This is a genomic window from Xaviernesmea oryzae, assembly GCF_900109605.1.
GTDB classification, from domain to species: Bacteria; Pseudomonadota; Alphaproteobacteria; order Rhizobiales; family Rhizobiaceae; genus Xaviernesmea; species Xaviernesmea oryzae.
In genome coordinates this window covers 55,467-78,166 of record NZ_FOAM01000003.1, presented here as the reverse complement: position 1 = coordinate 78,166, position 22,700 = coordinate 55,467, and the positions used below count along the sequence as shown (strand labels likewise).

The 22,700-nt window shown below is 63.3% G+C and carries 22 protein-coding genes; 9 read left to right on the top strand and 13 right to left on the bottom strand.

The window, feature by feature from the left end:
- Positions 1 to 90: 90 nt before the first annotated feature.
- Positions 91 to 1,188 (bottom strand): GGDEF domain-containing protein, encoded by a 1,098-nt coding sequence (locus tag BMX61_RS03990; RefSeq protein ID WP_139198874.1) that lies wholly within the window; start codon positions 1,186 to 1,188, stop codon positions 91 to 93.
- 107 nt (positions 1,189 to 1,295) lie between these two features.
- The gene (locus BMX61_RS03985; protein ID WP_407703736.1) at positions 1,296 to 1,811 is read right to left on the bottom strand and encodes a DinB family protein; all 516 of its coding nucleotides are present in this window, start codon (positions 1,809 to 1,811) and stop codon (positions 1,296 to 1,298) included.
- A 148-nt stretch (positions 1,812 to 1,959) separates the two neighbouring features.
- Here BMX61_RS03985 and BMX61_RS03980 point away from each other — a divergent pair, with 148 nt between their 5' ends.
- A complete protein-coding gene (locus BMX61_RS03980) occupies positions 1,960 to 2,649 on the top strand; it encodes a glutathione S-transferase family protein (RefSeq protein ID WP_075628954.1) in 690 nt (229 codons plus the stop codon).
- A gap of 135 nt (positions 2,650 to 2,784) precedes the next feature.
- On the top strand, positions 2,785 to 3,207 hold the full coding sequence (gene ndk, locus BMX61_RS03975; protein ID WP_075628953.1) for a nucleoside-diphosphate kinase: 423 nt from the start codon (positions 2,785 to 2,787) through the stop codon (positions 3,205 to 3,207).
- Between the two features lie 551 nt (positions 3,208 to 3,758).
- On the opposite strand, the gene BMX61_RS03970 is transcribed toward ndk, so the two are convergent.
- From BMX61_RS03970 to uvrC, 4 genes are all read right to left on the bottom strand, one after another.
- Complete coding sequence (locus BMX61_RS03970) at positions 3,759 to 4,226, bottom strand: molybdenum cofactor biosynthesis protein MoaE (RefSeq protein ID WP_092742338.1); 468 nt, start codon at positions 4,224 to 4,226, stop codon at positions 3,759 to 3,761.
- A 16-nt stretch (positions 4,227 to 4,242) separates the two neighbouring features.
- Positions 4,243 to 4,503 carry a molybdopterin converting factor subunit 1 gene (moaD, locus tag BMX61_RS03965; protein ID WP_075628951.1) on the bottom strand — a complete coding sequence of 87 codons (261 nt, stop codon included), beginning with the start codon at positions 4,501 to 4,503 and terminating at the stop codon, positions 4,243 to 4,245.
- Complete coding sequence (gene pgsA / locus BMX61_RS03960; RefSeq protein ID WP_092742336.1) at positions 4,500 to 5,090, bottom strand: CDP-diacylglycerol--glycerol-3-phosphate 3-phosphatidyltransferase; 591 nt, start codon at positions 5,088 to 5,090, stop codon at positions 4,500 to 4,502. Before pgsA ends, moaD begins: the two co-directional genes overlap by 4 nt.
- A 204-nt stretch (positions 5,091 to 5,294) precedes the next feature.
- Positions 5,295 to 7,328 carry an excinuclease ABC subunit UvrC gene (gene uvrC / locus BMX61_RS03955; RefSeq protein WP_075628950.1) on the bottom strand — a complete coding sequence of 678 codons (2,034 nt, stop codon included), beginning with the start codon at positions 7,326 to 7,328 and terminating at the stop codon, positions 5,295 to 5,297.
- A gap of 445 nt (positions 7,329 to 7,773) precedes the next feature.
- Here uvrC and BMX61_RS03950 point away from each other — a divergent pair, with 445 nt between their 5' ends.
- Entirely contained in the window at positions 7,774 to 8,412 is a 639-nt protein-coding gene (locus tag BMX61_RS03950; protein ID WP_075628949.1) for an outer membrane protein, read from the top strand.
- A 107-nt stretch (positions 8,413 to 8,519) separates the two neighbouring features.
- On the opposite strand, the gene BMX61_RS03945 is transcribed toward BMX61_RS03950, so the two are convergent.
- The 4 genes from BMX61_RS03945 to BMX61_RS03930 form a co-directional block, all read right to left on the bottom strand.
- Positions 8,520 to 9,110 carry a glutathione S-transferase gene (locus BMX61_RS03945; RefSeq protein WP_075628948.1) on the bottom strand — a complete coding sequence of 197 codons (591 nt, stop codon included), beginning with the start codon at positions 9,108 to 9,110 and terminating at the stop codon, positions 8,520 to 8,522.
- Between the two features lie 138 nt (positions 9,111 to 9,248).
- Positions 9,249 to 10,007: a ribonuclease T2 family protein gene (locus BMX61_RS03940; RefSeq protein ID WP_075628947.1), complete on the bottom strand. Its 759-nt coding sequence runs from the start codon at positions 10,005 to 10,007 to the stop codon at positions 9,249 to 9,251.
- Positions 10,004 to 10,414, bottom strand: coding sequence for a hypothetical protein (locus BMX61_RS03935; protein WP_075628946.1), 411 nt, complete (start codon positions 10,412 to 10,414; stop codon positions 10,004 to 10,006). The genes BMX61_RS03940 and BMX61_RS03935 overlap by 4 nt, the downstream gene beginning before the upstream one ends.
- Before the next feature lie 158 nt (positions 10,415 to 10,572).
- Positions 10,573 to 11,451, bottom strand: coding sequence for a 23S rRNA (adenine(2030)-N(6))-methyltransferase RlmJ (locus BMX61_RS03930; RefSeq protein ID WP_075628945.1), 879 nt, complete (start codon positions 11,449 to 11,451; stop codon positions 10,573 to 10,575).
- A gap of 68 nt (positions 11,452 to 11,519) precedes the next feature.
- Between BMX61_RS03930 and BMX61_RS03925 the strand changes: the two genes are divergently transcribed.
- From BMX61_RS03925 to BMX61_RS03915, 3 genes are all read left to right on the top strand, one after another.
- Positions 11,520 to 13,655 carry a molybdopterin-containing oxidoreductase family protein gene (locus tag BMX61_RS03925; protein ID WP_075628944.1) on the top strand — a complete coding sequence of 712 codons (2,136 nt, stop codon included), beginning with the start codon at positions 11,520 to 11,522 and terminating at the stop codon, positions 13,653 to 13,655.
- Entirely contained in the window at positions 13,652 to 14,248 is a 597-nt protein-coding gene (locus BMX61_RS03920) for an NUDIX domain-containing protein (protein WP_075628943.1), read from the top strand. Before BMX61_RS03925 ends, BMX61_RS03920 begins: the two co-directional genes overlap by 4 nt.
- An 89-nt stretch (positions 14,249 to 14,337) precedes the next feature.
- Entirely contained in the window at positions 14,338 to 15,159 is an 822-nt protein-coding gene (locus tag BMX61_RS03915; RefSeq protein WP_075628942.1) for an alpha/beta fold hydrolase, read from the top strand.
- A 138-nt stretch (positions 15,160 to 15,297) separates the two neighbouring features.
- Here BMX61_RS03915 and BMX61_RS03910 read toward each other — a convergent pair whose 3' ends face one another.
- The 3 genes from BMX61_RS03910 to purM all read right to left on the bottom strand — a co-directional run bounded on the left by BMX61_RS03910 (position 15,298) and on the right by purM (position 18,110).
- Positions 15,298 to 16,161: an omptin family outer membrane protease gene (locus BMX61_RS03910; RefSeq protein WP_075629194.1), complete on the bottom strand. Its 864-nt coding sequence runs from the start codon at positions 16,159 to 16,161 to the stop codon at positions 15,298 to 15,300.
- A gap of 267 nt (positions 16,162 to 16,428) precedes the next feature.
- Positions 16,429 to 17,043: a phosphoribosylglycinamide formyltransferase gene (gene purN / locus BMX61_RS03905; protein WP_075628941.1), complete on the bottom strand. Its 615-nt coding sequence runs from the start codon at positions 17,041 to 17,043 to the stop codon at positions 16,429 to 16,431.
- Entirely contained in the window at positions 17,040 to 18,110 is a 1,071-nt protein-coding gene (purM, locus tag BMX61_RS03900; RefSeq protein ID WP_075628940.1) for a phosphoribosylformylglycinamidine cyclo-ligase, read from the bottom strand. The genes purN and purM overlap by 4 nt, the downstream gene beginning before the upstream one ends.
- A 274-nt stretch (positions 18,111 to 18,384) precedes the next feature.
- On the opposite strand from purM, the gene BMX61_RS03895 reads away from it, so the two are divergent.
- The 3 genes from BMX61_RS03895 to BMX61_RS03885 all read left to right on the top strand — a co-directional run bounded on the left by BMX61_RS03895 (position 18,385) and on the right by BMX61_RS03885 (position 22,699).
- The gene (locus tag BMX61_RS03895) at positions 18,385 to 19,539 is read left to right on the top strand and encodes an AI-2E family transporter (RefSeq protein WP_083639561.1); all 1,155 of its coding nucleotides are present in this window, start codon (positions 18,385 to 18,387) and stop codon (positions 19,537 to 19,539) included.
- 150 nt (positions 19,540 to 19,689) lie between these two features.
- Complete coding sequence (hdaA, locus tag BMX61_RS03890; protein ID WP_075628939.1) at positions 19,690 to 20,370, top strand: DnaA regulatory inactivator HdaA; 681 nt, start codon at positions 19,690 to 19,692, stop codon at positions 20,368 to 20,370.
- A gap of 130 nt (positions 20,371 to 20,500) precedes the next feature.
- Positions 20,501 to 22,699 carry an RNA degradosome polyphosphate kinase gene (locus BMX61_RS03885; RefSeq protein ID WP_075628938.1) on the top strand — a complete coding sequence of 733 codons (2,199 nt, stop codon included), beginning with the start codon at positions 20,501 to 20,503 and terminating at the stop codon, positions 22,697 to 22,699.
- The last annotated feature ends 1 nt before the right edge of the window (position 22,700 follow it).

The following is a 22,700-nucleotide window of genomic DNA, read 5'->3' as shown; positions in this document are numbered from 1 at the left end:
GCCTGCGTTCACCTCCACTCCGATCCCCTGTCGGAAGCGTGCGGTGAAGGTAAGAGAGGCCGCAGCAGTCGAGATGCGTTGCGGAACGTCTTAGGCCGAAGCCGAATTGCGCACCACATGGGCAGCATAGGTGCGGATCAGGCTGGCGCTGAGGGCCGGCGTGCAGGCGAGGATGCCGCCTGGCGTGTCGGCGCGCACGTTCTTCAGTGCCACTTCCGCCTGTGCGAGCAGGTGTGTAGCGTGCTGGGCATGGGTGCTGACGGCCACGCCGCCGGTGACCGTCAAGGGTCCGGCACCGCTCACACCCGGCAGAGCGGGCAGGGCCTCGATCTTTTCCTTGATGCGGGACGCAATCGACAGGGCATTGCTCTCGGTCACGTTGAATACCACCAGGGCGAAAACATCGGTGGCATTGCGGGCGATGAAGTCATCGCGCTTGACCATTTCGCGCATGCAGTTTGCCACGAGCCGCAGCGCCTGTTCGGCAGCCGGGCGCCCGGCCTGGAGCGCAACATCGCGCAGCCCGCCAACGGACAGCAGCATCAGCGCAGCCGTGCGGCGCTGGTCGTCATGTGCAAAAACGGAGGCCAGCTTGACGCTGAGCGCCATGCGGTTGGGAAGGCCGGTCAGTGAATCGCGCAGCGCCATACGCCGCGCTTCGGCAATGCCGGTGTTGAAGGCATCGAGTGCCTGCGCCGTCTCGTCGAGCGCTCTCGCCACGCGCTCTTCCTTGTCGCGCAGCTGCGCCACCATGCGCCGGAGCGCGCGTGCCTCGTCGGCAAATTCCGACATGCCGGCCACGGGGTCTCGGTCCAGCCTGTCGAGAAAGCGGTGAAGCTGCTGGCCCAGCTGATCGCGCACGGTCAAACTGTCGCTCAGCGGCTGATCCAGCGCCTGGATGGTCTGTGCTGCCTGAGCGCGGGTGGCGTCGATCACCAGGGAGAGATGACCGGGCAGCTTGTGGCGCATGCCGATCTCATCGAGATGCGCCTGGGGCGGTTGATGACCCAACGCGAGGATCTCGGCGGCCAGATCCGGATTTTCGCCCGACATGGCTTCGAAGATCAGCTCGTAATTGCGCGGCGAGGGGGCGATCTTCAGCTGCGCGAGCACCTGGCCGACCTTGACCACGGCCGCATGCGGCGATGCCTTGCGCGCATCATCCATATCGAATGCCGAAGCTGTCACCGTCTGATCCCTCGTCCTACCGTCTGGTCATTTTAAAATCCGGGCGGAGCCTAGACAGCCAAGCTTGGGTGAAGATTGCCAGCGCTGCAACTGACCGTGGCGCGGCATCATGCCACGAGATGCGCATGCTCCGGCTGGTTCAGGAAATAGGCAATGTCGAGAACCAGGCTTGGGCCGCCCAGAGCGGTGAGCGTGGCATGGGCCTGGCCGCGATGGTGTGTCTGATGGTTGAACATGTGGACAAGCAGCGGCCAGAGCCGCTGGCTGATCGTCTGGTCGAGCGACAAAGCCCTGTAGGTGACGATCCGGTCGAGATCGTCGTCGAGTGCGTCGACATAGGCTGCGAGGCGCTGGTCACCGATCTCGCGTGCGACTTTGAGCGAAGCGAAGTCCGGATAGGGAATGGCGGCAAGGCTTTTCGGGCTTTCGCCGGTGCCGGTGAAACGGTGGAGCCAGATCTGGTCGGCGACGACGAGATGCGTCAGCGTGTTGTGAAGCGAGCCGAAGAAGGCGCCCTTGTCGGTGTGATAGGCCGCTTCATCGAGGGCGCCGGCGGCGGCATAGAGCCGCTGGTTGGCCCAGGCATTGTAGGCGGCGAGCATGCGGAATTGTTGTTTTATCATGATGATGCTGATCTCCTGCGATGAGGTCGGACGATAGGCTGGGTGCCCATCGGATAGGGTGATGCCGGCGATCAAATTTCTTGATTGGATTCGCTGAGACGCTTCTGTTCAAGCTGATCCGACCAGCCTTTCCCCGGGGGACTTCAGGATGACGCGTATTCTCTACGGCCTCTGCGGGCGCGATGCCGCTCGGCCGTTTTCGCCGCATGTGTGGAAGACAATGATGGCCATGGGCCATAAGGGGCTGGATTATCGGCTCGCGGCCGTGCCCTTCACGGCCATTCCCAAGATCGAGCAGGGAGAAACGCGCACCGTTCCCTATCTGGTCGATGGTGACACCCGCGTGGTCGACAGCTTCGCCATCGCCGCCTACCTCGACCAAGCCTATCCGGACCGGCCCACCCTGTTTGGCGGACCCCAGGCCCAGGCACAAGCGCGCCTCATCGAAAGCTGGTCGCAGATGACAGTGCATCCGGCCATCGTGCGCATGGCGATCCTGAAGATTCACGACCTGCTGGATCAGGAGGACCAAGCCTATTTCCGCGCCAGCCGCGAGAAGGCCTTCGGACGCTCGCTCGAAGAGGTGGCGGCCGATGGCGAGGCCGAGCGCGCTGCCTTTGCCGGCCGGCTCGACCCCTTGCGCCGCACGCTCGGCTACCAGCCCTTCATCGGCGGAGAAAGCCCGCTCTTTGCCGATTACATCGTCTTCGGCGCGCTGCAATGGTTGCGGATCGCCACGGGCAGCGTGGCGCTTGCCGCCGACGATCCTGTTCTTGCCTGGTTCGAACGCTGCCTCGATCTGCATGATGGACTCGGGCACTCGGTGGCTGCCGCCTGATCCCTGCTCTGATGGATGGGGTGGGCGATGGCCGCCACGCCCTTGGCATCACTGCCGGTGCCCAGCGCCTCTTGTCTTGCGGCGCGGCGCTCGCTATGGAAGCCCAGCCCATCAAAACCTCAAGGAATAGGCACAATGGCGGTTGAACGCACCTTTTCGATGATCAAGCCGGACGCGACCAAGCGCAACCTGACCGGCGCGATCACCAAGATGATCGAAGACGCCGGCCTGCGCGTCATCGCTTCCAAGCGCGTCTGGATGAGCCAGCGCGAAGCCGAAGGCTTCTATGCCGTTCACAAGGATCGTCCCTTCTTCGCCGACCTCGTTGCCGGCATGACCTCGGGTCCGACCGTGGTTCAGGTTCTGGAAGGCGAGAACGCCATCCTGAAGAACCGCGAAATCATGGGCGCGACCAACCCGGAAAATGCTGCCGAAGGCACGATCCGTAAGACCCACGCCCTGTCGATCGGCGAAAACTCGGTCCATGGTTCCGATGCCCCGGAAACCGCTGCCGAGGAAATCACCTACTGGTTCTCGCAGACCGAAATCGTCGGCTGATCCTCTCCGCCAGCGTTTCCATGTGGAGGCGCATTGGTCGGCAGGCGATCCTGTCAAGCTTTGACAGAGCGGCCTCTTTTCCTGACATCGATTGCGATCCAGGATCATGCATTGTCCGAACAGCCGGAGCCGACAAGGCTCCGGCTGTTTGCGTTTGCGCGGCAGCGACGCCATGGCGCTGGGTGCTCAGCGCATGCCTCCGAGCTCGAAAGCTGGATGGCCGCGAGGAAAATGCATGGCGCCACCCAAATGGGTGATGCGTCGCTTCCAAAAATACGGTGTCTCTTCGAAGGTCGAACTCCGCGCGGCCGCTGCAGATCCGTCTCTGCGTCGTGTCAAGTGCACATCTGGCTGTTTGTCGTCGCGCACAACTCACATGCTTCGGCTGGAGCGACCACGAGGATGACGTCTTCCACGCACGGAAGGCGTCATGGCGTCGTGACCGGCCGGCGGCGAAGGCCCCATATCGCGCATTAGGCACGCGATGGGGCCTTCGCACGATGACAGGCGTTCCGGGTCATGACAGACCAGCCAAGGCGAGGCGTCGTGCTTTAACGCTGCCGCCACCGGTCGCGGGCGCTGTCGTCCGCATCCTTGGCGCTGACCCAGTCGCCCTTACCACCGTCGACGCGATGTTCCTTCTTCCAGAAGGGCGCTCCGGTCTTCAGGAAATCCATGATGAAACTGGCGCCGTCAAAGGCTGCCTGACGATGCGACGAGGCGGCGACGACAAGCACGATCGGCGCACCAGGCGCGATCTTGCCATAGCGATGGATGGCGGTGACGCCCTGAAGATCGAAGCGCCGGATCGCTTCAGCGCAGATCCGGCGGATTTCGGCTTCGGCCATGCCGGGATAATGTTCCAGCTCGAGCGCTTCAAGCGTTCCGCCCTCGTCACGGCAGAGCCCGGAAAAACTGACGACCGCGCCGATATCGTTGCGGCCCGCACTCAAAAGCGAAATCTCGGCGGCGGTGTCGAACACCTCCGCCTGAACCCGAACCGTAAGCGACGCGGCAATCCCCGCCATGGCGCGCTCAGCCGCCTGTCATCGGCGGGAACAGCGCAATCTCGCGCGCGCCGCCGATCGGCTCGTCATGGTCCACATGCTCCTGGTCGAAGGCGACGCGGATGACATTTTCATGCTCCAGTGCGCTCGCATAATCGTCGCCAAGGCCTTTGAGATGGCGGATCAGGTCGCCTGCGGTCTTCACCGTCTCGGGCAGTTCGATCCGGTCCTCGCCGCGGCCGATGCGCTCGCGCACCCAGGAGAAGTAAACCAGATCCACCGTTCTCATTCGTTCACCACATGTTTGAGCCCGGCGCGAAAATAGTCATAGCCGGTATAAAGGGTGATCGCCGCGGCCAGCCACAGCAGGAAAATGCCAATCTCGGTCGTGTAGGGCAGTACCTTGTCGCCGGCCGGCCCGGCCAGCAGAAAGGCGATCGCCAGCATCTGCACCGTGGTCTTCCACTTGGCGATGCGGGTGACGGGGACGCTGACCTTCAGCGCCGCCAGATATTCCCGCAGGCCCGAAACCAGGATTTCACGGCACAGGATGATGATCGCGGCCCAGATCGACCAGCCGGCGATCGTGCCATCGGCAGCTACCAGCAGCAGCACGGAGGCGACCAGCAGCTTGTCGGCGATCGGGTCGAGCATGCGGCCGATATTGGAGGTCTGCTTCCAGATACGGGCGAGATAGCCATCGAAGAAATCGGTGATCGAGGCGATCGCGAAGAGCACCAGCGCCGTCCAGCGCGCAAAATCCGAACTCGCCAGCTTTCCCTCGATGAAGAAGCACAGGACGATGAGCGGCACCGCGAGGATGCGCCCATAGGTGAGCAGGTTTGGGATCGAGTAGACGAGCTTGGTTGTGCGCATGGAAGCTGGGGAATCTGTCATCGAAATCGGCCCGAAATGAAAAGCGCGAAACTGCGGGTCAATCAGTTCCTGCCGTTTCGTCATCCCTATGACCTTTGTCACGTGAATGACGGCTAAAATGCGTCCTGCTCCTGTCGCGGACGAAACCTTACCCCATCCCTGACCCTTTCCGTCCGCGGACGCAAGCCCCATAAACTGCCGACATCAGCGCGCGCCGTCTTCGTGAAAGTGATCGTAGACCAGCCGGGCAACGGCTTCGGAAATGCCTTCCACCGCCATGAGATCGTTGATTCCGGCGCGCGAGACGGCCTTGGCCGTGCCGAAATGATGGAGCAGGGCGCGCTTGCGCGTCGGCCCGATGCCGGCGATCTCGTCGAGCGGATTCTTGACCATCTCCTTTTTCCGCCGGGCACGGTGCGACCCGATTGCGAAGCGGTGAGCTTCGTCGCGCAGGCGCTGGATGAAATAGAGCACTGGGTCGCGCGGCGGCAGCGTGAAGGCGTCCCGGCCGGGCGGAAAGAAGCGTTCGCGGCCCGCATCGCGGTCCACGCCCTTGGCCACGCCGATGGCGACCACGCAATCCTCGATATCGAGCTCCTTGAGAATGGCGCACACGGCCGACATCTGCCCCTGGCCGCCGTCGATCAGGATCACATCGGGCCAGGCGGGAAAAGGCGCGTCCTCGCCGGGCTCGGCAGGGCGGTCCGGCTTGCCTTCTTCCTTTAAGAGGCGCGCGAAGCGCCGCGTCATGACTTCGCGCATCATGCCGAAGTCGTCGCCGGGCGTGATGTCGGTCGATTTGATGTTGAACTTGCGATACTGCCCTTTGACGAAGCCCTCGGGCCCGGCCACCACCATGCCGCCGACCGCATTGGTGCCCATGATGTGGGAATTGTCGTAGATCTCGATACGACGCGGGATGCGCTCCAGGGCAAACGTCTGCGCGAAGCCTTCCAGAAGCCGCGCCTGCGACGCGGTTTCCGCCAGCTTGCGGCCATGCGCCTCGCGGGCATTGGCCACGGCATGATCGACCAGATCCTTTTTCTCGCCACGCTGCGGCACCTGGATCGAAACCTTGTAGGCCGATTTTTCCGTAAAGGCCTCGGCCAGCAGGTCCTGTTCCTCCACGGCCTCGCAGAGCAGCACCTGACGGGGACAGGGCTTGTCATCGTAAAATTGTGCCAGAAACGCGGCCAGGACCTCTGCCGGCGTCAGCGAGGGGTCTGCTTTTGGGAAATAGGCACGGTTGCCCCAGTTCTGTCCGGTGCGGAAGAAAAAGACCTGAATGCAGGAAATGCCGCCTTCATGATGGATGGCGAAGACATCTGCTTCCTCGACACCGGAGGGGTTGATGCCCTGATGGGCCTGCACATGGCTCAGTGCCGAGAGGCGGTCGCGATAAAGCGCTGCCCGTTCGAAATCCAGCTCCTCGGATGCCGCGGTCATCGCCGAGGCGATCTGCGCCTTCACGGCCTGGCTGCGGCCGGAGAGAAACGCCTTTGCCTCGTCCACCAATTCCGCATAATCGGCATCGGAAATCTCATGGGTGCAGGGCGCGGCGCAGCGCTTGATCTGGTGCAAGAGGCAGGGCCGCGTGCGGCTTTCGAAGACGCTGTCAGTGCAGGTGCGCAGGAGAAAGGCGCGCTGCAGCGAGTTGATCGTGCGCCCCACGGCGCCGGCCGAGGCGAAGGGGCCAAAATATTCGCCCTTGCGGCTGCGCGCGCCACGATGCTTGTACAGCGCCGACGCCCGGCTGTCGCCGGTCAGGAGAATATAGGGAAAGGACTTGTCGTCGCGCAAAAGCACGTTGAAGCGCGGGCGCAGGCGCTTGATGAGGTTGGCCTCCAGCAGCAGCGCCTCGATCTCGGTGCGGGTGGTGACGAATTCCATATGCGCGGTTTCGCGCACCATGCGGGCGATACGGTTGGAATGGCCGCGCCCCTGTGCATAGTTGCTCACCCGCTTCTTCAGGCTGCGTGCCTTGCCGACGTAGAGAACGTCGCCCGCCTCATTGAACATGCGATAGACGCCGGGGCTGTTGGGCAGGCGCTTGACGAACTCGCCGATCAGCGCCGCGCCGCGCAGGCCGTTTTCCTGCGAACCGCCTTCCACCCATTCGATAGCGGGCAGGACGCGCGCGGGCTCCTCCGCCGCGTCCGCTTCGTCCATGATCTCGTCGTCGTCGCGGGCATTCTCATCATAGAGGATCCCGCCATCGATGGGCTGTCGCCCGCTCATGCCTTCGCTCTCCGGGAATTGAGGCCGCCCAGGCGCATCTGCCGGCGGCCGGGGCCCTTGCAGCCCGAATCCGTTTCAGCCCTCTATATAGGAATAAAATCGGGCGAGGGGGAGGCCGCTGCGCAACCTCGCCTGCAGGCCTGCAAGAGCGGCGGGCTCAGGAAAACTTGCCAAAGAGTAAACCTTGGCCGACCAAGTCGAACGGATTTGGAAGCAAAGCGTTCATTCTGACTGATCTTGAAATTATGGTTAAAAATCCTCCTGTTGCTGGGTCGCAACATCGCTTTTGGGCCATGGCTTCGCCGCGAAATGATCACAATTCGGCTCTTGTGAATCCGCATTTGAACAGCAATTTCACTCTCAACCGAGCGGGCTCAGTCATGTGTTCCAATCCCGGACAATCGCTGTCGGCGGTTCGGGCTATCGGGTCGAAAGGAGACTTTGTATGCGTATTCTCGTCACCACTCTCGCCGCCTCCGCCCTGTCGCTGGCTTCCTTCTCTCTCGCTCACGCAGCTGATGCGATCGATGAGGTTCCGGCCGCTCCGGCTGCCGACTTCACCGCACCTGCCGCCAAGGACTGGTCCGGCGCCTATGTCGGTGGCACCGGCAACTGGGATCATGGCAAGTTCAAGGGCACGGGCGACCGTACCGCTGCCGGCTTCGGTGGCGGCCTCTATGGCGGCTACAACATGCAGAGCGGCAAGATCGTCTACGGTGCTGAAGCCGACATCAACTATCAGGATACCGATGCCAAGACGTCGCAGCGCTCCATGGAGCAGGGCGTAAACGGCTCGATCCGCGGTCGCGTCGGCTATGACCTGAACCCGGTTCTGGTTTATGGCACCGCCGGTGTCGCCGCTGCCGATGTCAAGGCCAAGCAGGCCGGTGGATCCGACAGCAACACGATGATCGGCTGGACGGCCGGTGCCGGTGCCGAAGCCATGGTCACCGACAACATCACCGCCCGCGTCGAATATCGCTACACCGACTACGGCAAGGAAACCTTCAAGGTTCCGGCCGGCAACTTCTCTTCCGGCTATGACGAGCACTCCGTGCGCGTCGGCATGGGCGTGAAGTTCTGATCCATCAGGACAGGTTGGAATCAGAAAAGGCCGGCGGAGCGATCCGCCGGCCTTTTTATATTCACGCTACAATGTCCTGGCTGATTGCCTGGGCAAGTGCATTCCCTTCAAGCCTTGAACCGATCGTAATCCGGAAAGTATTCCACGAATTTCTTCGGCCATTTCACAAGCTTCCGGCGCTCTCCCTGCCATTGGCCTTCGAAACGCAGGTCGAGATAGCGCAGCGTGGCGGCGAGTGCGAAATGGCCGCCGTGAAGCTTGGCGTCCGGCTTCGGCAGGTCGGCATTCAGGAGGTCGAGCGCGCGGATCACCTTCTCCCATTGTCGGTCGATCCAGGGCTGATGCACCTTTTCCGGCGGGTGGAAGCGCTTTTCGTAGACAATGGCCAGCAGGCTATCGCAAATGCCGTCGCACAGCGCCTCCAGCATGTCCGCCTTCAGCCTTTTGTCGTGCCGGCGCGGGTAGAGCCCGCCGTCCGTTTCCCGATCGAGAAAATGCATGATCACGCGGCTGTCATGGACCGAGCTGCCATCGTCCAGAACCAGCGTCGGGATCTTGCCGAGCGGATTGCTGTCGATCAGGTCGGGCGGATTGGCGCTCGTATCGGTGAGACGGTGTTCGACCGGAAGACCGAGATAATGGGCGGCCATCCGCACCTTGTTCGAAAAAGGCGATGCCGGAGAATAGAGCAGGTACATCTGAAATCCTTGGGCAGAAGCGGGGAGGGACGGATCAGGTGTCCATCCCGTAAAAAGGGGCATCAGAAGGCTGTTCGGAACGGCCGTGGTCGTTCCAGAAATCAAGGTGAGACACCCTGCAGGAGCGCCGCCCCGGCGTCAGCGCGGCGCGGGCACATCCAGCCGGGGGACGCGACAGCCCTTGCGGTCGAGCTCGGGACAGGCGCGAAAGCCGAGATCCTTGGTCATGCAGATGCGGATTTCCTCAAGCCGCGATTTATCGCAATCAAGCGCGATCGCCTCGCGCGTCAGCCCGGGATTGGCCTCGGTCAAGGCCTCTTCCAGCGCCGCGGCACTGTCCGGCCGGTCGCTTGCGCGGGGCTGCAGGCTCTCCGGCAGGCGCAGCTTTTCGCGGGCCTTGCGCAGCGTGGCGAAATAGTCCGCCTGGCTGAGGCCGGTGCAGCTGCCATGCTTGCGCCACTGGTGGCCGATCAGTCCCAGCGCGGGCGGCATGATGTCGAAGAGCTGGCGGCCCAGCGCCTCGGGCACACGCTCCGGTTCGCTGCTCGCGCAGAACTGCGGATAGCCCATGTCGTTCTGCGGCCAGAGGCCATGGACGAGAAGGCCACGCATGCCCTGTTTGCATTGGCCGGTTTTCGCCTGGGGGTCATTGTCCAGGCACCAGCTCGGCGACCAGGAAAGGGCGAGCACGTAGAAATCGAAATCACCGCCGGCCGGCAGGTCTCTGCGTGGCTCGGCGGCGCGTTCCTCCACCCTCTGCTCGGCACGCTTGCCCGAGGCGGGCGCCTGCAGGATCGGCGTGTTGCCCCGCTGTGCCTGGCCGGCCTCGTCGTCCCCGCAGGCTGCAAGCAGGCCTGCGCCCACCAGCGCCAGCGCCAAGCCGATACGTCGCCTCATCGCAGGCTCCGGCAGTCGTCGCCATAGACATGGTCGGGATCGTGGCCGCGAAGGCAGAAATCGACCTTGGGCGCCTCGCGCACGGCGCCGCCGGCCTGCGTCTCGACCTCGAACCAGATCGGCTGCCGGGTGCCATCCGCCAGATTGGCCTGAGCCTCGCACAATTCGCGAAAGGGCTGGCCGGGTTCGTGGGGCCGAAGCCCGCGCCTGCCGATGGCGCCAAAGCCGGTGATCCTCACATCGTCCTTCCCTTGCGCAATCCGTTCGTCCTGGTCCGCCGCGATCCGGCTCAGCACCCATGCCTCGAAGCATGCGCTCGGCGGATCGCCTGCGGCAAGAGCCTGCGCCCCGTTTGAGAAACCAAGGCCGGCCAGAAGCGCTGACAAGAGGAGGGGGGCAATCCGCATCGGCATCCATAAAGGGCTGACGGCCGCCCTGGAAACCCGGAGCCGCGCGCATGAGGAACAGACGGGCCGCCCATGTGCACCGAGGGCGGCAGAAGGCATTCGGCGCGCAACGTGCTGCGCGCGCTGCGCTTCGTCAAGCCTGCCTGCGCGTGTCGACTTTACCCTCGCCCCGCCAGCCCATTCTCGTCGCGCAGCCAGAAAGTGCGGGCGGAGGCGAAACGGTCCTGGCGCAGGCGCTCTTTCAGCACAGGCAGAAGCACGGCAAGCTCGTCCTTCAGGGTGAAGGGCGGATTGACGAGGATCACGCCCGAGCCGGAAAGGCCGGTCGTTTCCCGGTCACTGCGCACGCTCAGTTCGACGCAGAGCATCTTCGGGATCTCAAGCTCTTTCAGCCCCTCGTGAAAAGCGGTGATCGGCGCGCCCTGCTTCAAGGGATACCAGAGGCAATAGGTGCCGCCGGGAAAACGGCGCCAGGCCTTGGCGAGGCCGGACACAAGCCTCTCATACTCGCCCGCCTCCTCGAAAGGCGGATCGACCAGCACAAGGCCGCGCTTTTCCTTGGGCGGCAGATGGGCACCAAGCGCCAGCCAGCCATCGAGCTCGGTCACGCGGGTCTGGTAGTCGCCGGCAAAGAGATCGGCGAGCGTTGCCGCATCCGTGGGGTGCAGCTCCAGGGCTGAGAGCCGATCCTGCGGGCGCAGGAGCATCCGGGTCAGCTTGGGCGAGCCTGGATAGAGCGTGATCCGGCCGTCGGTCGCGTCAGGATTGAGCGCGCGCACGCAATCGAGATAGGGGGCAAGCAGCGCTTCGGCCTCGGGCGGCAAAGGCGAGGCCAGCAGCCGGCCGATGCCGTCGGCCCATTCGCCCGTCTTCTGCGCCTCTTCCTGGGAGAGATCGTAGAGGCCGATGCCGGCATGGGTGTCGATCACCCGGAAGGCCTTGTCCTTGGCTTTGAGATAGGTGACGAGCCGGGCCAGCACGGCGTGTTTCAGCACGTCGGCGAAGTTGCCCGCATGGTAGATGTGACGGTAATTCATTCGCTTTTGTGATCGGCCCGATGAAATCTTGACATGGTGACAAGCGCTGCCTTTGCGCCGCTTTCTGCCTGTCCTATAGAAAAGCCATGAACGTTGCGACCCCCATTCGGCCGGCCACCGGCCACACCGTCTGTCCCCATGACTGTCCTTCGGCCTGTGCGCTGGATGTGGACCTGATGTCCGATGGCCGCATCGGCCGGGTCAGGGGCGCCGCCGCCAACAGCTATACGGCCGGCGTCATCTGCGCCAAGGTCGCGCGCTATGCCGAGCGGATCTACCATCCCGGCCGGCTGATGGTGCCCCAGCGCCGCAAGGGCGCCAAGGGCGGCGGCCAATGGCAGGAGATCGGCTGGGACGCGGCGCTGGACGAGATTGCCGAAGCCTTTCTGAAGGCGGAAATGCGCCACGGCTCGGAGGCGGTCTGGCCTTATTTCTATGCCGGCACCATGGGGCAGGTGCAGCGCGACTCGATCGAGCGGCTGCGCCATGCCAAGCGCTATTCCGGCTTTTTCGGCTCGATCTGTACCAACCCCGCCTGGACCGGCATGACCATGGCGACCGGCGCGCTGCGTGGGCCCGACCCACGCGAAATGGCGAAATCCGACTGCGTGGTGATCTGGGGCACCAATCCCGTCTCCACCCAGGTCAATGTGATGACCCATGCGGTCAAGGCGCGTAAGGAACGCGGCGCGAAGATCGTCGTCATCGACATCTATGACAGCCCGACGGTGAAGCAGGCCGATCTCGGCCTGGTGCTGAAGCCCGGTACCGACGGGGCGCTGGCCTGCGCCGCCATGCATATCGCCTTCCGCGACGGTTACGCCGACCGCGCCTATATGGCGCGCTTTGCCGACGATTCCGACGGGCTGGAAGCACATCTGAAAAGCCGCACACCGCAATGGGCCGCCGCGATCACCGGTCTTTCGGTCGAGGAAATCGAGGCCTTCGCAAGGCTCGTCGGCACCACGAAGCGCAGCTATTTCCGCCTGGGCTATGGCTTCACCCGCCAGCGCAATGGCGCGGTCGCCATCCATGCCGCAGCCAGCCTCGCCACCGTGCTCGGCAGCTGGCAGCATGAGGGCGGCGGCGCCTTCCATTCCAACAACGATATCTTCCGCTTGGACAAGCGCATGCTCGTCGGCTCGGCCATGGTCGATCCCGATATCCGCATGCTCGACCAGTCGCAGATCGGCCGGGTGCTAACCGGAGATGCTGAGGCCCTGCGAGGGCGCGGGCCGGTCACGGCGCTGCTGATCCAGAACACCAATCCGGCCAATGTCGCGCCGGAGCAGCGGCTGGTGCGCCAGGGTTTCCTGCGCGAGGATCTCTTCGTCGCCGTGCATGAGCAGTTCATGACCGATACGGCCGCGCTTGCCGATATCGTCCTGCCGGCCACCATGTTCCTGGAACATGATGATCTCTATCGCGGCGGCGGCCACCAGCACATCCTGCTTGGGCCGAAACTGGTCGAGCCGCCGGAGACGGTGCGCACCAATCTCTTCGTTATCGAGGAATTGGCCAAGCGGCTTGGCGTTGCCGATCGTCCGGGCTTTGGCCTCAGCGAGCGCCAGCATATCGACGCGATTCTTGCGCCGTCCGGCTCCAGCTTCAAGGCGTTGAAAGAGGTTCGCTGGCTGGACGTGCAGCCGGATTTCGAGACCGCGCATTTCCTCAACGGCTTTGCCCACCCCGATGGCCGTTTCCGCTTCCGCGCAGACTGGACGGCAACGCCGGCGCCGAACAGGCCGCCGGCTTCCGTCGGCCTGTTGGGTCCGCATCAGGAGCTTCCAAGCTTCCCCGATCATGCCGCTTTGATCGAAGCGCCGGATGCCGCTCATCCCTTCCGGCTCGCCACCTCGCCGGCGCGTTCCTTCCTCAATTCCACCTTCGCGGAGACGCGCTCTTCGATGGAGAAGGAGGGCAGGCCGACGGTGATGATCCATCCGCAGGATGCAGCACGTCTCGGCATTGCCGAGGGCGACATCGTCCGTCTGAGCAATTCGCGTGGGACGATCCGCCTGCATGCCGACATCGGCGGCGGCGCGCGCCCCGGCGTGCTGGTGGCCGAAGGACTGTGGCCGAACAGCGCGCATCTCGACGGCGAAGGCATCAACGTGCTGACGGGCGCCGACCCTGTGGCGCCCTATGGCGGCGCTGCATTTCACGACAACCGCGTATCCCTGACGCGTGACGAGGCCGCATGAGCAAGCTGAAGAATGTGAAGGTCGAAATCCTCAAGGACGAGACGCTTTCCAAGAACTGGTACCATCTGCGCAATATCACCTTCCGCTATGTCGGCTCGAACGGGCAGGAGAAGATCCTCAAGCGCGAAGCCTATGACCGGGGCAATGGCGCGACCATCCTGCTCTACGACCCCAAGCGCGACGTGGTGGTGCTCGTGCGCCAGTTCCGTATGCCGGCCTATGTTAACGAGGATGATGGCTTCCTCCTGGAAACGCCAGCTGGCCTGCTTGATGGCGACAATCCGGCCGAAGCCATTCGCCGCGAGGTGGCGGAGGAAACCGGCTATGACGTTCATTCTGTCCGTCCGCTGTTCAAGCTCTTCATGTCGCCGGGTTCGGTGACCGAGATCCTGCATTTCTTCGCGGCGCTGATCGATGTCGAGGATCGCCCGGAAGAGGGCGGAGGTCTGGCGGAAGAGGATGAGGACATCGAGCGCATCGAGCTGCCGCTCGAAGAGGCGCTGGCGATGATCGGCACGGGCGAAATCCGTGACGCCAAGACCGTGATCCTCCTGCAATGGGCGGCGATGAACCGGGAGAGCCTGAGGGCCTGACTGTCTTCAACCCGCTGTCACGTCTTCTTCACGGAACAAGCGCTAACGCCCAGCGTTTCACAGGTCCATTTCTAACAAAGGACCTGCTAATGACCAGGATCAAGACCCGCTCCGGGACCGAACTCTATGTGAAGGACTGGGGCGAGGGGCGTCCGGTCGTGCTGCTGCATGGCTGGCCACTGACGTCGGACACCTGGGATGATTTCGCCTATGCGGCAGCAAAGGAAGGCTTTCGGGCGATCGCCTATGATCGCCGGGGCTTTGGCCGGTCGGATCAGCCCTGGACGGGCTACGATTATGACACGTTGGCCGACGATCTGGCCGATGTCATGGAGGCCAAGGGCCTAAACGATGCGGCCCTGTTTGGCTTTTCCATGGGCGGCGGCGAGGTTGCCCGTTATCTTTCCCGCCATGGCGGCAAGGGCGTCTCCAAGGTGGCGCTTATCGCCTCCGTCGTTCCCTACATGCTGCAGACCGAGGACAATCCCGAGGGCACGCCGCAATCGACCTTCGATGGCATGACCGAGGGCATGCTGGAAGATCGGGCGCATTTCTTCGCCAGCTTCATGAAGACCTTTTATGGCGTCGGCATCTTCACCGGCAATGTCAGCGACGAAGTCGTCGATTGGTCGGTCAACCAGTCGATGATGGCTGGCCTCAAGCCGACGCTGGCCTGCGCCGAAGCCTTCGCCACCACCGATTTCCGCCCCGATCTCGCCGCCTTCCGTGTGCCGACGCTCATCATCCATGGCACGGGCGACCAGACGGTGCCGATCGATGCGTCCGCGCGCGCCGCTGCACGCGCCATCCCTGGCTCCACGCTGATCGAATATGATGGCGGCCCGCACGGCCTCTTCGCCTCGCACAAGGAGCGTTTGACGGACGATCTGCTCGCCTTCCTGCGGAGCTGATGACGCGTGGCTTGCCTCCTCGACGAGGCGAGCCTCTGCATCAAGAAAAGAGAAAGGCGGTCATCCCAAAGGTGGCCGCCTTTTTTTTGCCAGCGCGACACAGCCAACAACAGCGGAGGGCCTCCGCTCTCGACAGGCTCAGAAACGCGCCTTCAATCCGGCGCTGAGCGACAGACTGTGAAAGCTTGCACCTGCGGTGTCGCTGTCGAAAAACTGTTCGCCCGTCTTCATGTCCGTGATGTCAGTGCTGCCGCGCCGTCTGGCAACAGTCTCGAAGTCGCCGCTCAGGCTCAATGACACCCTCTCGGTCAGTGCATAGTCCGCCGTCAGGCCGAGCATCGCCACAGGGGCCGGGGCCATCTTGTCCTCAAATCGAAGCTGACGGGCCCAATGGTCGTCGATGTCGTTGATCCCAAGGCTCATCCCAAGTCCGGCCCTAGCTTTCAAGGTCACAGGTCCTGCCTTGGTTTCACTTTCCACTCCGACATATGGAACCGGGATCTTCTGGCGATAGCTGATGCCGCGCTGGCCTTCCGGAAAATGTCCGACCGAGTCGCGAAATCCGGATCCGCTATAGATATAGCCGCCGCCATAGGCGTCCCACTTCACATCGGTATAGCGCAGGCCACCCAAGCCAGATAGCGTCGTGTCGCCGAAGGATGCGAAGCGGCGGCTGGCTTCCAGCGACACATCGACATAATGCGACAGCCGCGTATCGGGCGAGATCGAGCGATCGCTCCAGCTCGACATGCTGCCATCCGTCGCAAAGGGCCCGATCCAGTCGTAATCGACCATATGACCATCGCCCTCGCTGCCGAGACGCAGACGGCCGGTGAGCGTCCAGTCCTTGTCAAGCTCGGCCTCGGCCCCGAATGTCGTCAGCAGGGCGTAGCGGCTGTGCCAGTTTAGCTGGCTGAGCTTGTCGCCGCCGTCATAGACGAATTCGCCGGCGCGCAGGTCGATGATTCCCAATTCGCCTGTGACCGTCACCGCAGGCTGCACTGTGTCCGGCTCTTCTGCGCATGCGGCGCTGGCGGTCAGTAGAAAAGCCAGGAAAAGCGTGGGACGCATAGAGGCCAAACCTATTCGCTCGAAACAGCGAGACTATAAGATCTTGCTGATGTTTTCAGCAAGATGTGGGCGATTGTATATTTCCGAAACGAGACAGAAAAATTATGAGGGCGATTGCAGATTCATATCGCCTTTGTTTACGCATTGTCTGAACGAAACCGGCGCGCGCCTGCGCCTGATCGGCATTCGGCCCATCCTTCAGCGCGGCATGCGCACGGCGCCTTCGGCCACGAGGGCGAGCGCCTTCGGATAGATACGATGCTCTTCCACGAGCACGCGCGCCGCCAGCGTTTCCGGCGTGTCTCCCGGCAGCACCGGCACGCGCGCTTGCAGAATGGCCGGTCCCTCATCCATGCCTTCGGTGACGAAATGCACCGTGCAGCCTGCCTCGGCTTCGCCGGCCTCGATTGCCCGGGCATGGGTATGAAGCCCGGGATAGAGCGGCAGAAGCGAAGGATGGATATTGAGGATGCGGCCTTCATAGCGCTGGATGAAGGCGCCGGAGAGCAGCCGCATATAGCCTGCCAGGCAGATCAGATCGGGGGCAAAGCGCTCCAGAGTCTCCAGCACGGCCGCCTCGTGCGCGGCCTTGCTGTCAAAATCGCGGCGCTCCAGAGCGGCTGTCGGCAGGCCGACCGCCTCGGCCTTGGCCAGACCGCCGGCTGCGCGCTTGTCCGAAATCACGCCGACGATTTCGGCAGGAAAGCCCGGCTCGGCAGCAGCCTTGGCCAGCGCCACCATGTTGGAGCCGCTGCCCGAAATCATCACGACGACGCGGGCGCGCGCGTTGTCGGTCAACGAGGCCGAACTCATAGAGCGAGCGTGCCCTTGTAGAGCGTGCCGGCCCCGCCGTCTTCCCGCGCCACCATGCGGCCCAGCGTGAAGACGGTCTCCCCTTCACGCGACAGGACGGCTGCGACAGCCTCCGCCTCGTCGGGGGAGACGACGGCGATCATGCCGACGCCGCAATTGAAGGTGCGCAGCATTTCCTTCGCTTCGACGCCACCGGTTCGCGCAAGCCAGGAGAACACGGCCGGCGCCTTGACGGCATCGAGGTCGATCTCAGCAGCGAGATGCTTGGGTAGAACGCGCGGAATATTTTCAGGAAAGCCGCCGCCGGTGATATGCGCCAGCGCCTTGATCGCGCCGGTTTCGCGGATCGCCTTCAACAGCGGCTTCACATAGATGCGCGTGGGTGTCAGCAGGCGTTCGGCCAGTGTGCCCTCGCCGAACGGGCAGGGCGCATCCCAGGCCAGGCCGGACAGCGAAACGATCTTGCGCACCAGCGAAAAACCGTTGGAGTGGACGCCGGAGGAGGAGAGGCCGAGAATGATGTCGCCTGCTTCGACATCGGCTGCCGGCAGCAGCTGGCCGCGCTCGGCCGCACCGACGGCAAAGCCGGCCAGGTCATAATCGCCGCCCTGATACATGCCGGGCATCTCTGCCGTTTCGCCGCCGATCAAGGCGCAGCCCGCCTCGCGGCAGCCCGCGGCAATGCCCGCGATGATCGCCGCGCCCTGATCGGGGTCGAGCTTGCCGGTGGCGAAATAGTCGAGAAAGAAAAGCGGTTCGGCGCCTTGGACCACGAGATCGTTGACGCACATGGCCACGAGATCGATGCCGACCTCGTCATGATGATTGGCGTCGATGGCGATCTTCAGCTTGGTGCCAACGCCGTCATTGGCGGCCACCAGCACCGGGTCGCTGAAGCCTGCCGCCTTCAGGTCGAACAAGCCGCCAAAACCGCCGATCTCGCCATCGGCGCCGGGCCGGCGGGTCGAGCGCACATGGGGCTTGATTTTTTCCACCATGAGGTTGCCTGCATCGATATCGACGCCGGCGTCGCTGTAGGTCAGGCCGTTCTTTCCGGCTTGGCTCATGGTTTTCGCTCCATTTCCAAAAGGCGCGCCACGCATGGCTGTTGCCAAAAGGCGCGGCCTGTTCCTAAAACCGTAACATGTGCCTGCGATTGGCATGGAAGCCGACATCCTGCAAGCGTCGAGGGCCCGCCAAGCAGGCTTTCCCGCCAAAAAACGCCCGAATCGCGGTCAAGCCTGACCGAGGACAGGCAGCGCCTGTCGCAGCCGCCGGGATGTGCTCGGCCATGCCGGGCGTGCCTGCCGCCGCTAACGCCTTGAGAGGACCGACTGCCCGATGACCGAGGTGAAGCAACAAGGCCAGGTGTTCAAGCGGCACGCGATCTTCTGGGGCGCGGTGCTCGCGATCTTCATCGTCTTCCTGTTTCTCTTCCGCTCGATCCTGCTGCCTTTCTTTGCCGGCATGGCGCTCGCCTATTTCCTCGATCCGGTTGCCGACCGATTGGAGCGCTGGGGCCTGAGCCGGATGATGGCGACCATCGTCATCCTTGTCAGCTTTCTCGTCATCTTCGTCCTGTCGCTCATCGTCATCCTGCCGATCGTCTTCACCCAGGCGGGTGATTTCATCGTCAAGATTCCCGACTACGTCGTGACGCTCCAGACCATGCTGACCAGCCCCGACAGCCATTGGATGCCGGATTGGATCGCCGCCGAGTTGCCGGATATCCGCCAGAACTCCGTGCGGCTTCTGCAGCAGGCAGCCGGTTTCCTTGCGACGCTCATTCAGCAATTGTGGAATTCCGGCCTGGCGCTGCTCGACATCCTCTCGCTCTTTATCGTCACGCCCGTCGTCGCCTTCTATCTGCTGCTCGACTGGGACCGGATGGTCGCCAAGGTCGACAGCTGGATTCCGCGCCAGCATCTGATGACGGTGCGCAGCCTGGCGCGCGAGATCGATCTCTCAATTGCCGGCTTCGTGCGCGGCCAGGGCTCGCTCTGCCTGATCCTTGGCCTTTATTATGGCGTGCTGCTGTCCATCAGCGGCCTGAATTTCGGGCTCCTGATTGGCTTGTTCGCCGGCATGATCAGCTTCGTGCCCTATGTCGGCTCCATGGTCGGCCTGGTGCTGGCCGTCGGCGTCGCGCTGGTGCAGTTCTGGCCGGATTATGTCTGGGTGGCGGTAATCGCCTGCATCTTCTTCAGCGGCCAGTTCCTCGAAGGCAATATTCTCCAGCCGAAGCTCGTCGGCAGCAGCGTCGGGCTGCATCCGGTCTGGCTGATGTTCGCGCTGCTGGCCTTCGGTGTGCTGTTCGGCTTCGTCGGACTTCTGGTCGCCGTGCCGCTGGCGGCCGCCATTGGCGTTCTCGTGCGTTTCGCCTTGTCGCGCTATCTCGACAGCGCGCTTTATCACGGTCCGCCCAAGACGATCGGTGCGCCCCATGGCGGTTTCCTGATCGAGCCGGATCTGGATTTCCGCAAGAAGGGTGACTGAGACCCACGCGCAGCGAGAGACGGGCGGCTGTCGATGCCTCTGGAAATCGGGGATTGCGCTCTCCGGCCCGCGTTCGCTTTCCCGCGTCTGTGTTATAGACGCGCTCCGGCCTGATCTTGACCGCAATTTCGGGCGAAGAACGAAATCGACATGACCCGCATCTCCGAACAGCTTCCGCTCGACCTCGCGCCCGCTCCGCAGACCGGGCGCGAGGATCTCATCGTCTCCGAGGCCATTGCGCCCGCCGTCGCGCTGATTGATGGCTGGCCGCGCTGGCCATCGCCTGTGACCGTGCTGACCGGCCCCGCCGGTTCTGGAAAGTCGCATCTGGCCGCGATCTGGGCTGAGGTCAGCGGCGCGGAACGGCTGCGTCCGCAAGGCGATGTCGGGGAGGCGGGACGCCAGCGCCCCGTGCTGTTCGAGGATGCCGATCGCGGCACGCTCGACGAGACCGCGCTCTTCCATCTGATCAATACGGTGCGCCAGAATGGCACCGCGCTGATGATGACGGCCCGGCAGCTGCCGGCAGCCTGGGCGGTCTCGCTGCCCGATCTGCGTTCGCGCTTGAAGGCGGCAACCGTCGTGCCGCTCGGCGCGCCGGACGATCTCCTGCTGTCGCAGGTACTGATCAAGCTGTTTTCCGACCGCCAGCTCGCCGTCGATGACCGCCTGGTGGATTACATGGTGGCGCGCATGGAACGCTCGCTCGATGCCGCGCGGCGCCTCGTCGAGGAGATCGATTGCCTGGCGCTGGCGCGGTCGAGCCGCATCACGCGCGCCCTGATCGCCGAAGTGCTCGGCGCTGCCGCTGGACGCGACGCGGTGGATTGACTGTCACAGAACGGTTGCCAAACTTCGCTAGTCGCGTAGACACGCAGCAAGTGATTGAGCGTTGGAACAGGCGTGAGGCAAAGGCCATGTTGCGGCCAGCCTTGCGCATAAAGAGGAGTTGAAACGGCCTATGGATACGTCATCCGCCGCCGCGGCGCCCGCCGCTGAAGCCAGCAAGCCTGCAGACGAGGCGCTGGATCTGATGACGAGCCCCGCCCGGTTCATCAACCGGGAATTTTCCTGGCTGCAGTTCAATCGCCGCGTTCTCGAGGAAACGCTCAATCCAGCCCATCCGCTTCTGGAGCGTGTGCGCTTCCTGTCGATTTCGGCGGCCAATCTCGATGAATTCTTCATGGTGCGCGTCGCTGGCCTCGAAGGCCAGGTGCGGCAGAACGTCGTCGTGCGATCGCCCGACGGCAAGACGCCGGCCGAGCAGCTGGACGAGATCCTCAAGGAAATCACCAATCTGCAGATGGAGCAGCAGGCCTCGCTCGCCGTTCTCCAGCAATATCTCGCCAAAGAAGACATTCTGATCGTGCGGCCGGTCTCGCTCTCGCGCGAGGACCGTGTCTGGCTGGAGACCACCTTCGAACAGACCATGTTCCCGGTGCTGACCCCGCTGTCGATCGACCCTGCGCATCCCTTTCCCTTCATCCCCAATCTCGGCTTCACCATGGGCTTGCAGCTGGTCAGCAAGGCCGAGCGCGAGCACATGACTGCGCTTCTGCGCCTGCCGGTCGCGCTCGACCGCTTCGTGCGCCTGCCGGATGTGAAATCGACCGTCCGCTACATCACGCTGGAGGATGTGGTCGGCCTGTTCATCGATCGCCTGTTCCCCGGCTATGAGGTGCGCGGCGCCGGTACGTTCCGCCTGATCCGCGACAGCGATATCGAAGTCCTCGACGAGGCAGAGGATCTCGTGCGCTTCTTCGAAACGGCCCTGAAGCGCCGCCGCCGCGGCTCGGTGATCCGCATCGAGATCGATTCGGAAATGCCGATCGAACTGCGCCGCTTCGTCATTTCCGAGCTTGGCGTTCCGGAGAACCGCGTTGCCGTTCTGCCGGGGCTTCTTGCCCTCAACACGCTGTCGGAAATCGCCAAGGCGCCGCGCGACGATCTGCGCTTTCCGCCCTACAACGCTCGATTTCCCGAGCGCGTCCGCGAGCATTTCGGCGACTGCTTCGCCGCGATCCGCGAAAAGGACATGGTCGTCCACCACCCCTACGAGAGCTTCGACGTCGTGGTGCAGTTTCTCCACCAGGCTGCGCGCGATCCCGATGTGCTGGCGATCAAGCAGACGCTCTACCGCACGTCGAACGACAGCCCGATCGTTCGTGCGCTGATCGATGCCGCCGAGGCCGGCAAGTCGGTCACCGCTCTGGTCGAGCTCAAGGCGCGGTTCGACGAGGAAGCCAATATTCGCTGGGCGCGCGACCTGGAACGGGCCGGCGTGCAGGTGGTCTTCGGCTTCATCGAGCTGAAGACCCATGCGAAGATGTCGATGGTGGTGCGCCGTGAGGATGGCCGCCTGCGCACCTACTGCCACCTCGGCACCGGCAATTATCACCCGATCACCGCCAAGATCTATACGGACCTGTCCTTCTTCACCTGCGATCCGGCGATCGGCCATGACATGGCGAATATCTTCAACTTCATCACCGGCTATGGCGAGCCCGAGCCGGACATGAAGATCGGCATTTCGCCCTATACGCTGCGCCCGCGCATTCTCCAGCATATCGAGGAGGAGATCGTTCACGCCCAGGCCGGCCGGCCTGCTGCCGTGTGGATGAAGATGAATTCGCTCGTCGATCCCGACATCATCGATGCGCTGTATCGCGCCAGCCGCGCGGGCGTCGAGGTGGAGCTCGTCGTGCGCGGCATCTGCTGCCTTCGCCCGCAGGTTCCGGGCCTCTCGGAGAATATCCGCGTCAAGTCGATCGTCGGCCGGTTCCTCGAGCACAGCCGCATCTTCTGCTTCGGCAATGGCCATGGGCTTCCCTCCGAACATGCGCTGGTCTATATCGGCTCGGCGGACATGATGCCGCGCAACCTCGACCGGCGGGTGGAAACCCTTGTGCCGCTGACGAACAGGACGGTGCACGAACAGGTTCTCTCGCAGATCATGCTGGCCAATCTGATCGACAACCAGCAGAGCTACGAGATCCTTGAGGACGGAACGTCGCGACGCATCGCCGTGTCCAAGGATTCCGAACCGTTCAATGCACAGGTCTATTTCATGACCAATCCGAGCCTGTCGGGGCGCGGTGAGGCTCTGAAGTCCAGCGCGCCAAAGGTCATCGCCGGCTGGAAAAGCGACCGTAGAAAGTAAA

Coding starts and splice junctions, on each gene's coding strand:
- BMX61_RS03985 (WP_407703736.1), bottom strand. CDS start 1,811: ATGATAAAACAACAATTCCGCATGCTCGCCGCCTACAATGCCTGGGCC.
- BMX61_RS03980 (WP_075628954.1), top strand. CDS start 1,960: ATGACGCGTATTCTCTACGGCCTCTGCGGGCGCGATGCCGCTCGGCCG.
- ndk (WP_075628953.1), top strand. CDS start 2,785: ATGGCGGTTGAACGCACCTTTTCGATGATCAAGCCGGACGCGACCAAG.
- moaD (WP_075628951.1), bottom strand. CDS start 4,503: ATGAGAACGGTGGATCTGGTTTACTTCTCCTGGGTGCGCGAGCGCATC.
- pgsA (WP_092742336.1), bottom strand. CDS start 5,090: ATGCGCACAACCAAGCTCGTCTACTCGATCCCAAACCTGCTCACCTAT.
- uvrC (WP_075628950.1), bottom strand. CDS start 7,328: ATGAGCGGGCGACAGCCCATCGATGGCGGGATCCTCTATGATGAGAAT.
- BMX61_RS03950 (WP_075628949.1), top strand. CDS start 7,774: ATGCGTATTCTCGTCACCACTCTCGCCGCCTCCGCCCTGTCGCTGGCT.
- BMX61_RS03945 (WP_075628948.1), bottom strand. CDS start 9,110: ATGTACCTGCTCTATTCTCCGGCATCGCCTTTTTCGAACAAGGTGCGG.
- BMX61_RS03940 (WP_075628947.1), bottom strand. CDS start 10,007: ATGAGGCGACGTATCGGCTTGGCGCTGGCGCTGGTGGGCGCAGGCCTG.
- BMX61_RS03935 (WP_075628946.1), bottom strand. CDS start 10,414: ATGCGGATTGCCCCCCTCCTCTTGTCAGCGCTTCTGGCCGGCCTTGGT.
- BMX61_RS03930 (WP_075628945.1), bottom strand. CDS start 11,451: ATGAATTACCGTCACATCTACCATGCGGGCAACTTCGCCGACGTGCTG.
- BMX61_RS03920 (WP_075628943.1), top strand. CDS start 13,652: ATGAGCAAGCTGAAGAATGTGAAGGTCGAAATCCTCAAGGACGAGACG.
- BMX61_RS03915 (WP_075628942.1), top strand. CDS start 14,338: ATGACCAGGATCAAGACCCGCTCCGGGACCGAACTCTATGTGAAGGAC.
- purN (WP_075628941.1), bottom strand. CDS start 17,043: ATGAGTTCGGCCTCGTTGACCGACAACGCGCGCGCCCGCGTCGTCGTG.
- purM (WP_075628940.1), bottom strand. CDS start 18,110: ATGAGCCAAGCCGGAAAGAACGGCCTGACCTACAGCGACGCCGGCGTC.
- BMX61_RS03895 (WP_083639561.1), top strand. CDS start 18,385: ATGACCGAGGTGAAGCAACAAGGCCAGGTGTTCAAGCGGCACGCGATC.
- hdaA (WP_075628939.1), top strand. CDS start 19,690: ATGACCCGCATCTCCGAACAGCTTCCGCTCGACCTCGCGCCCGCTCCG.
- BMX61_RS03885 (WP_075628938.1), top strand. CDS start 20,501: ATGGATACGTCATCCGCCGCCGCGGCGCCCGCCGCTGAAGCCAGCAAG.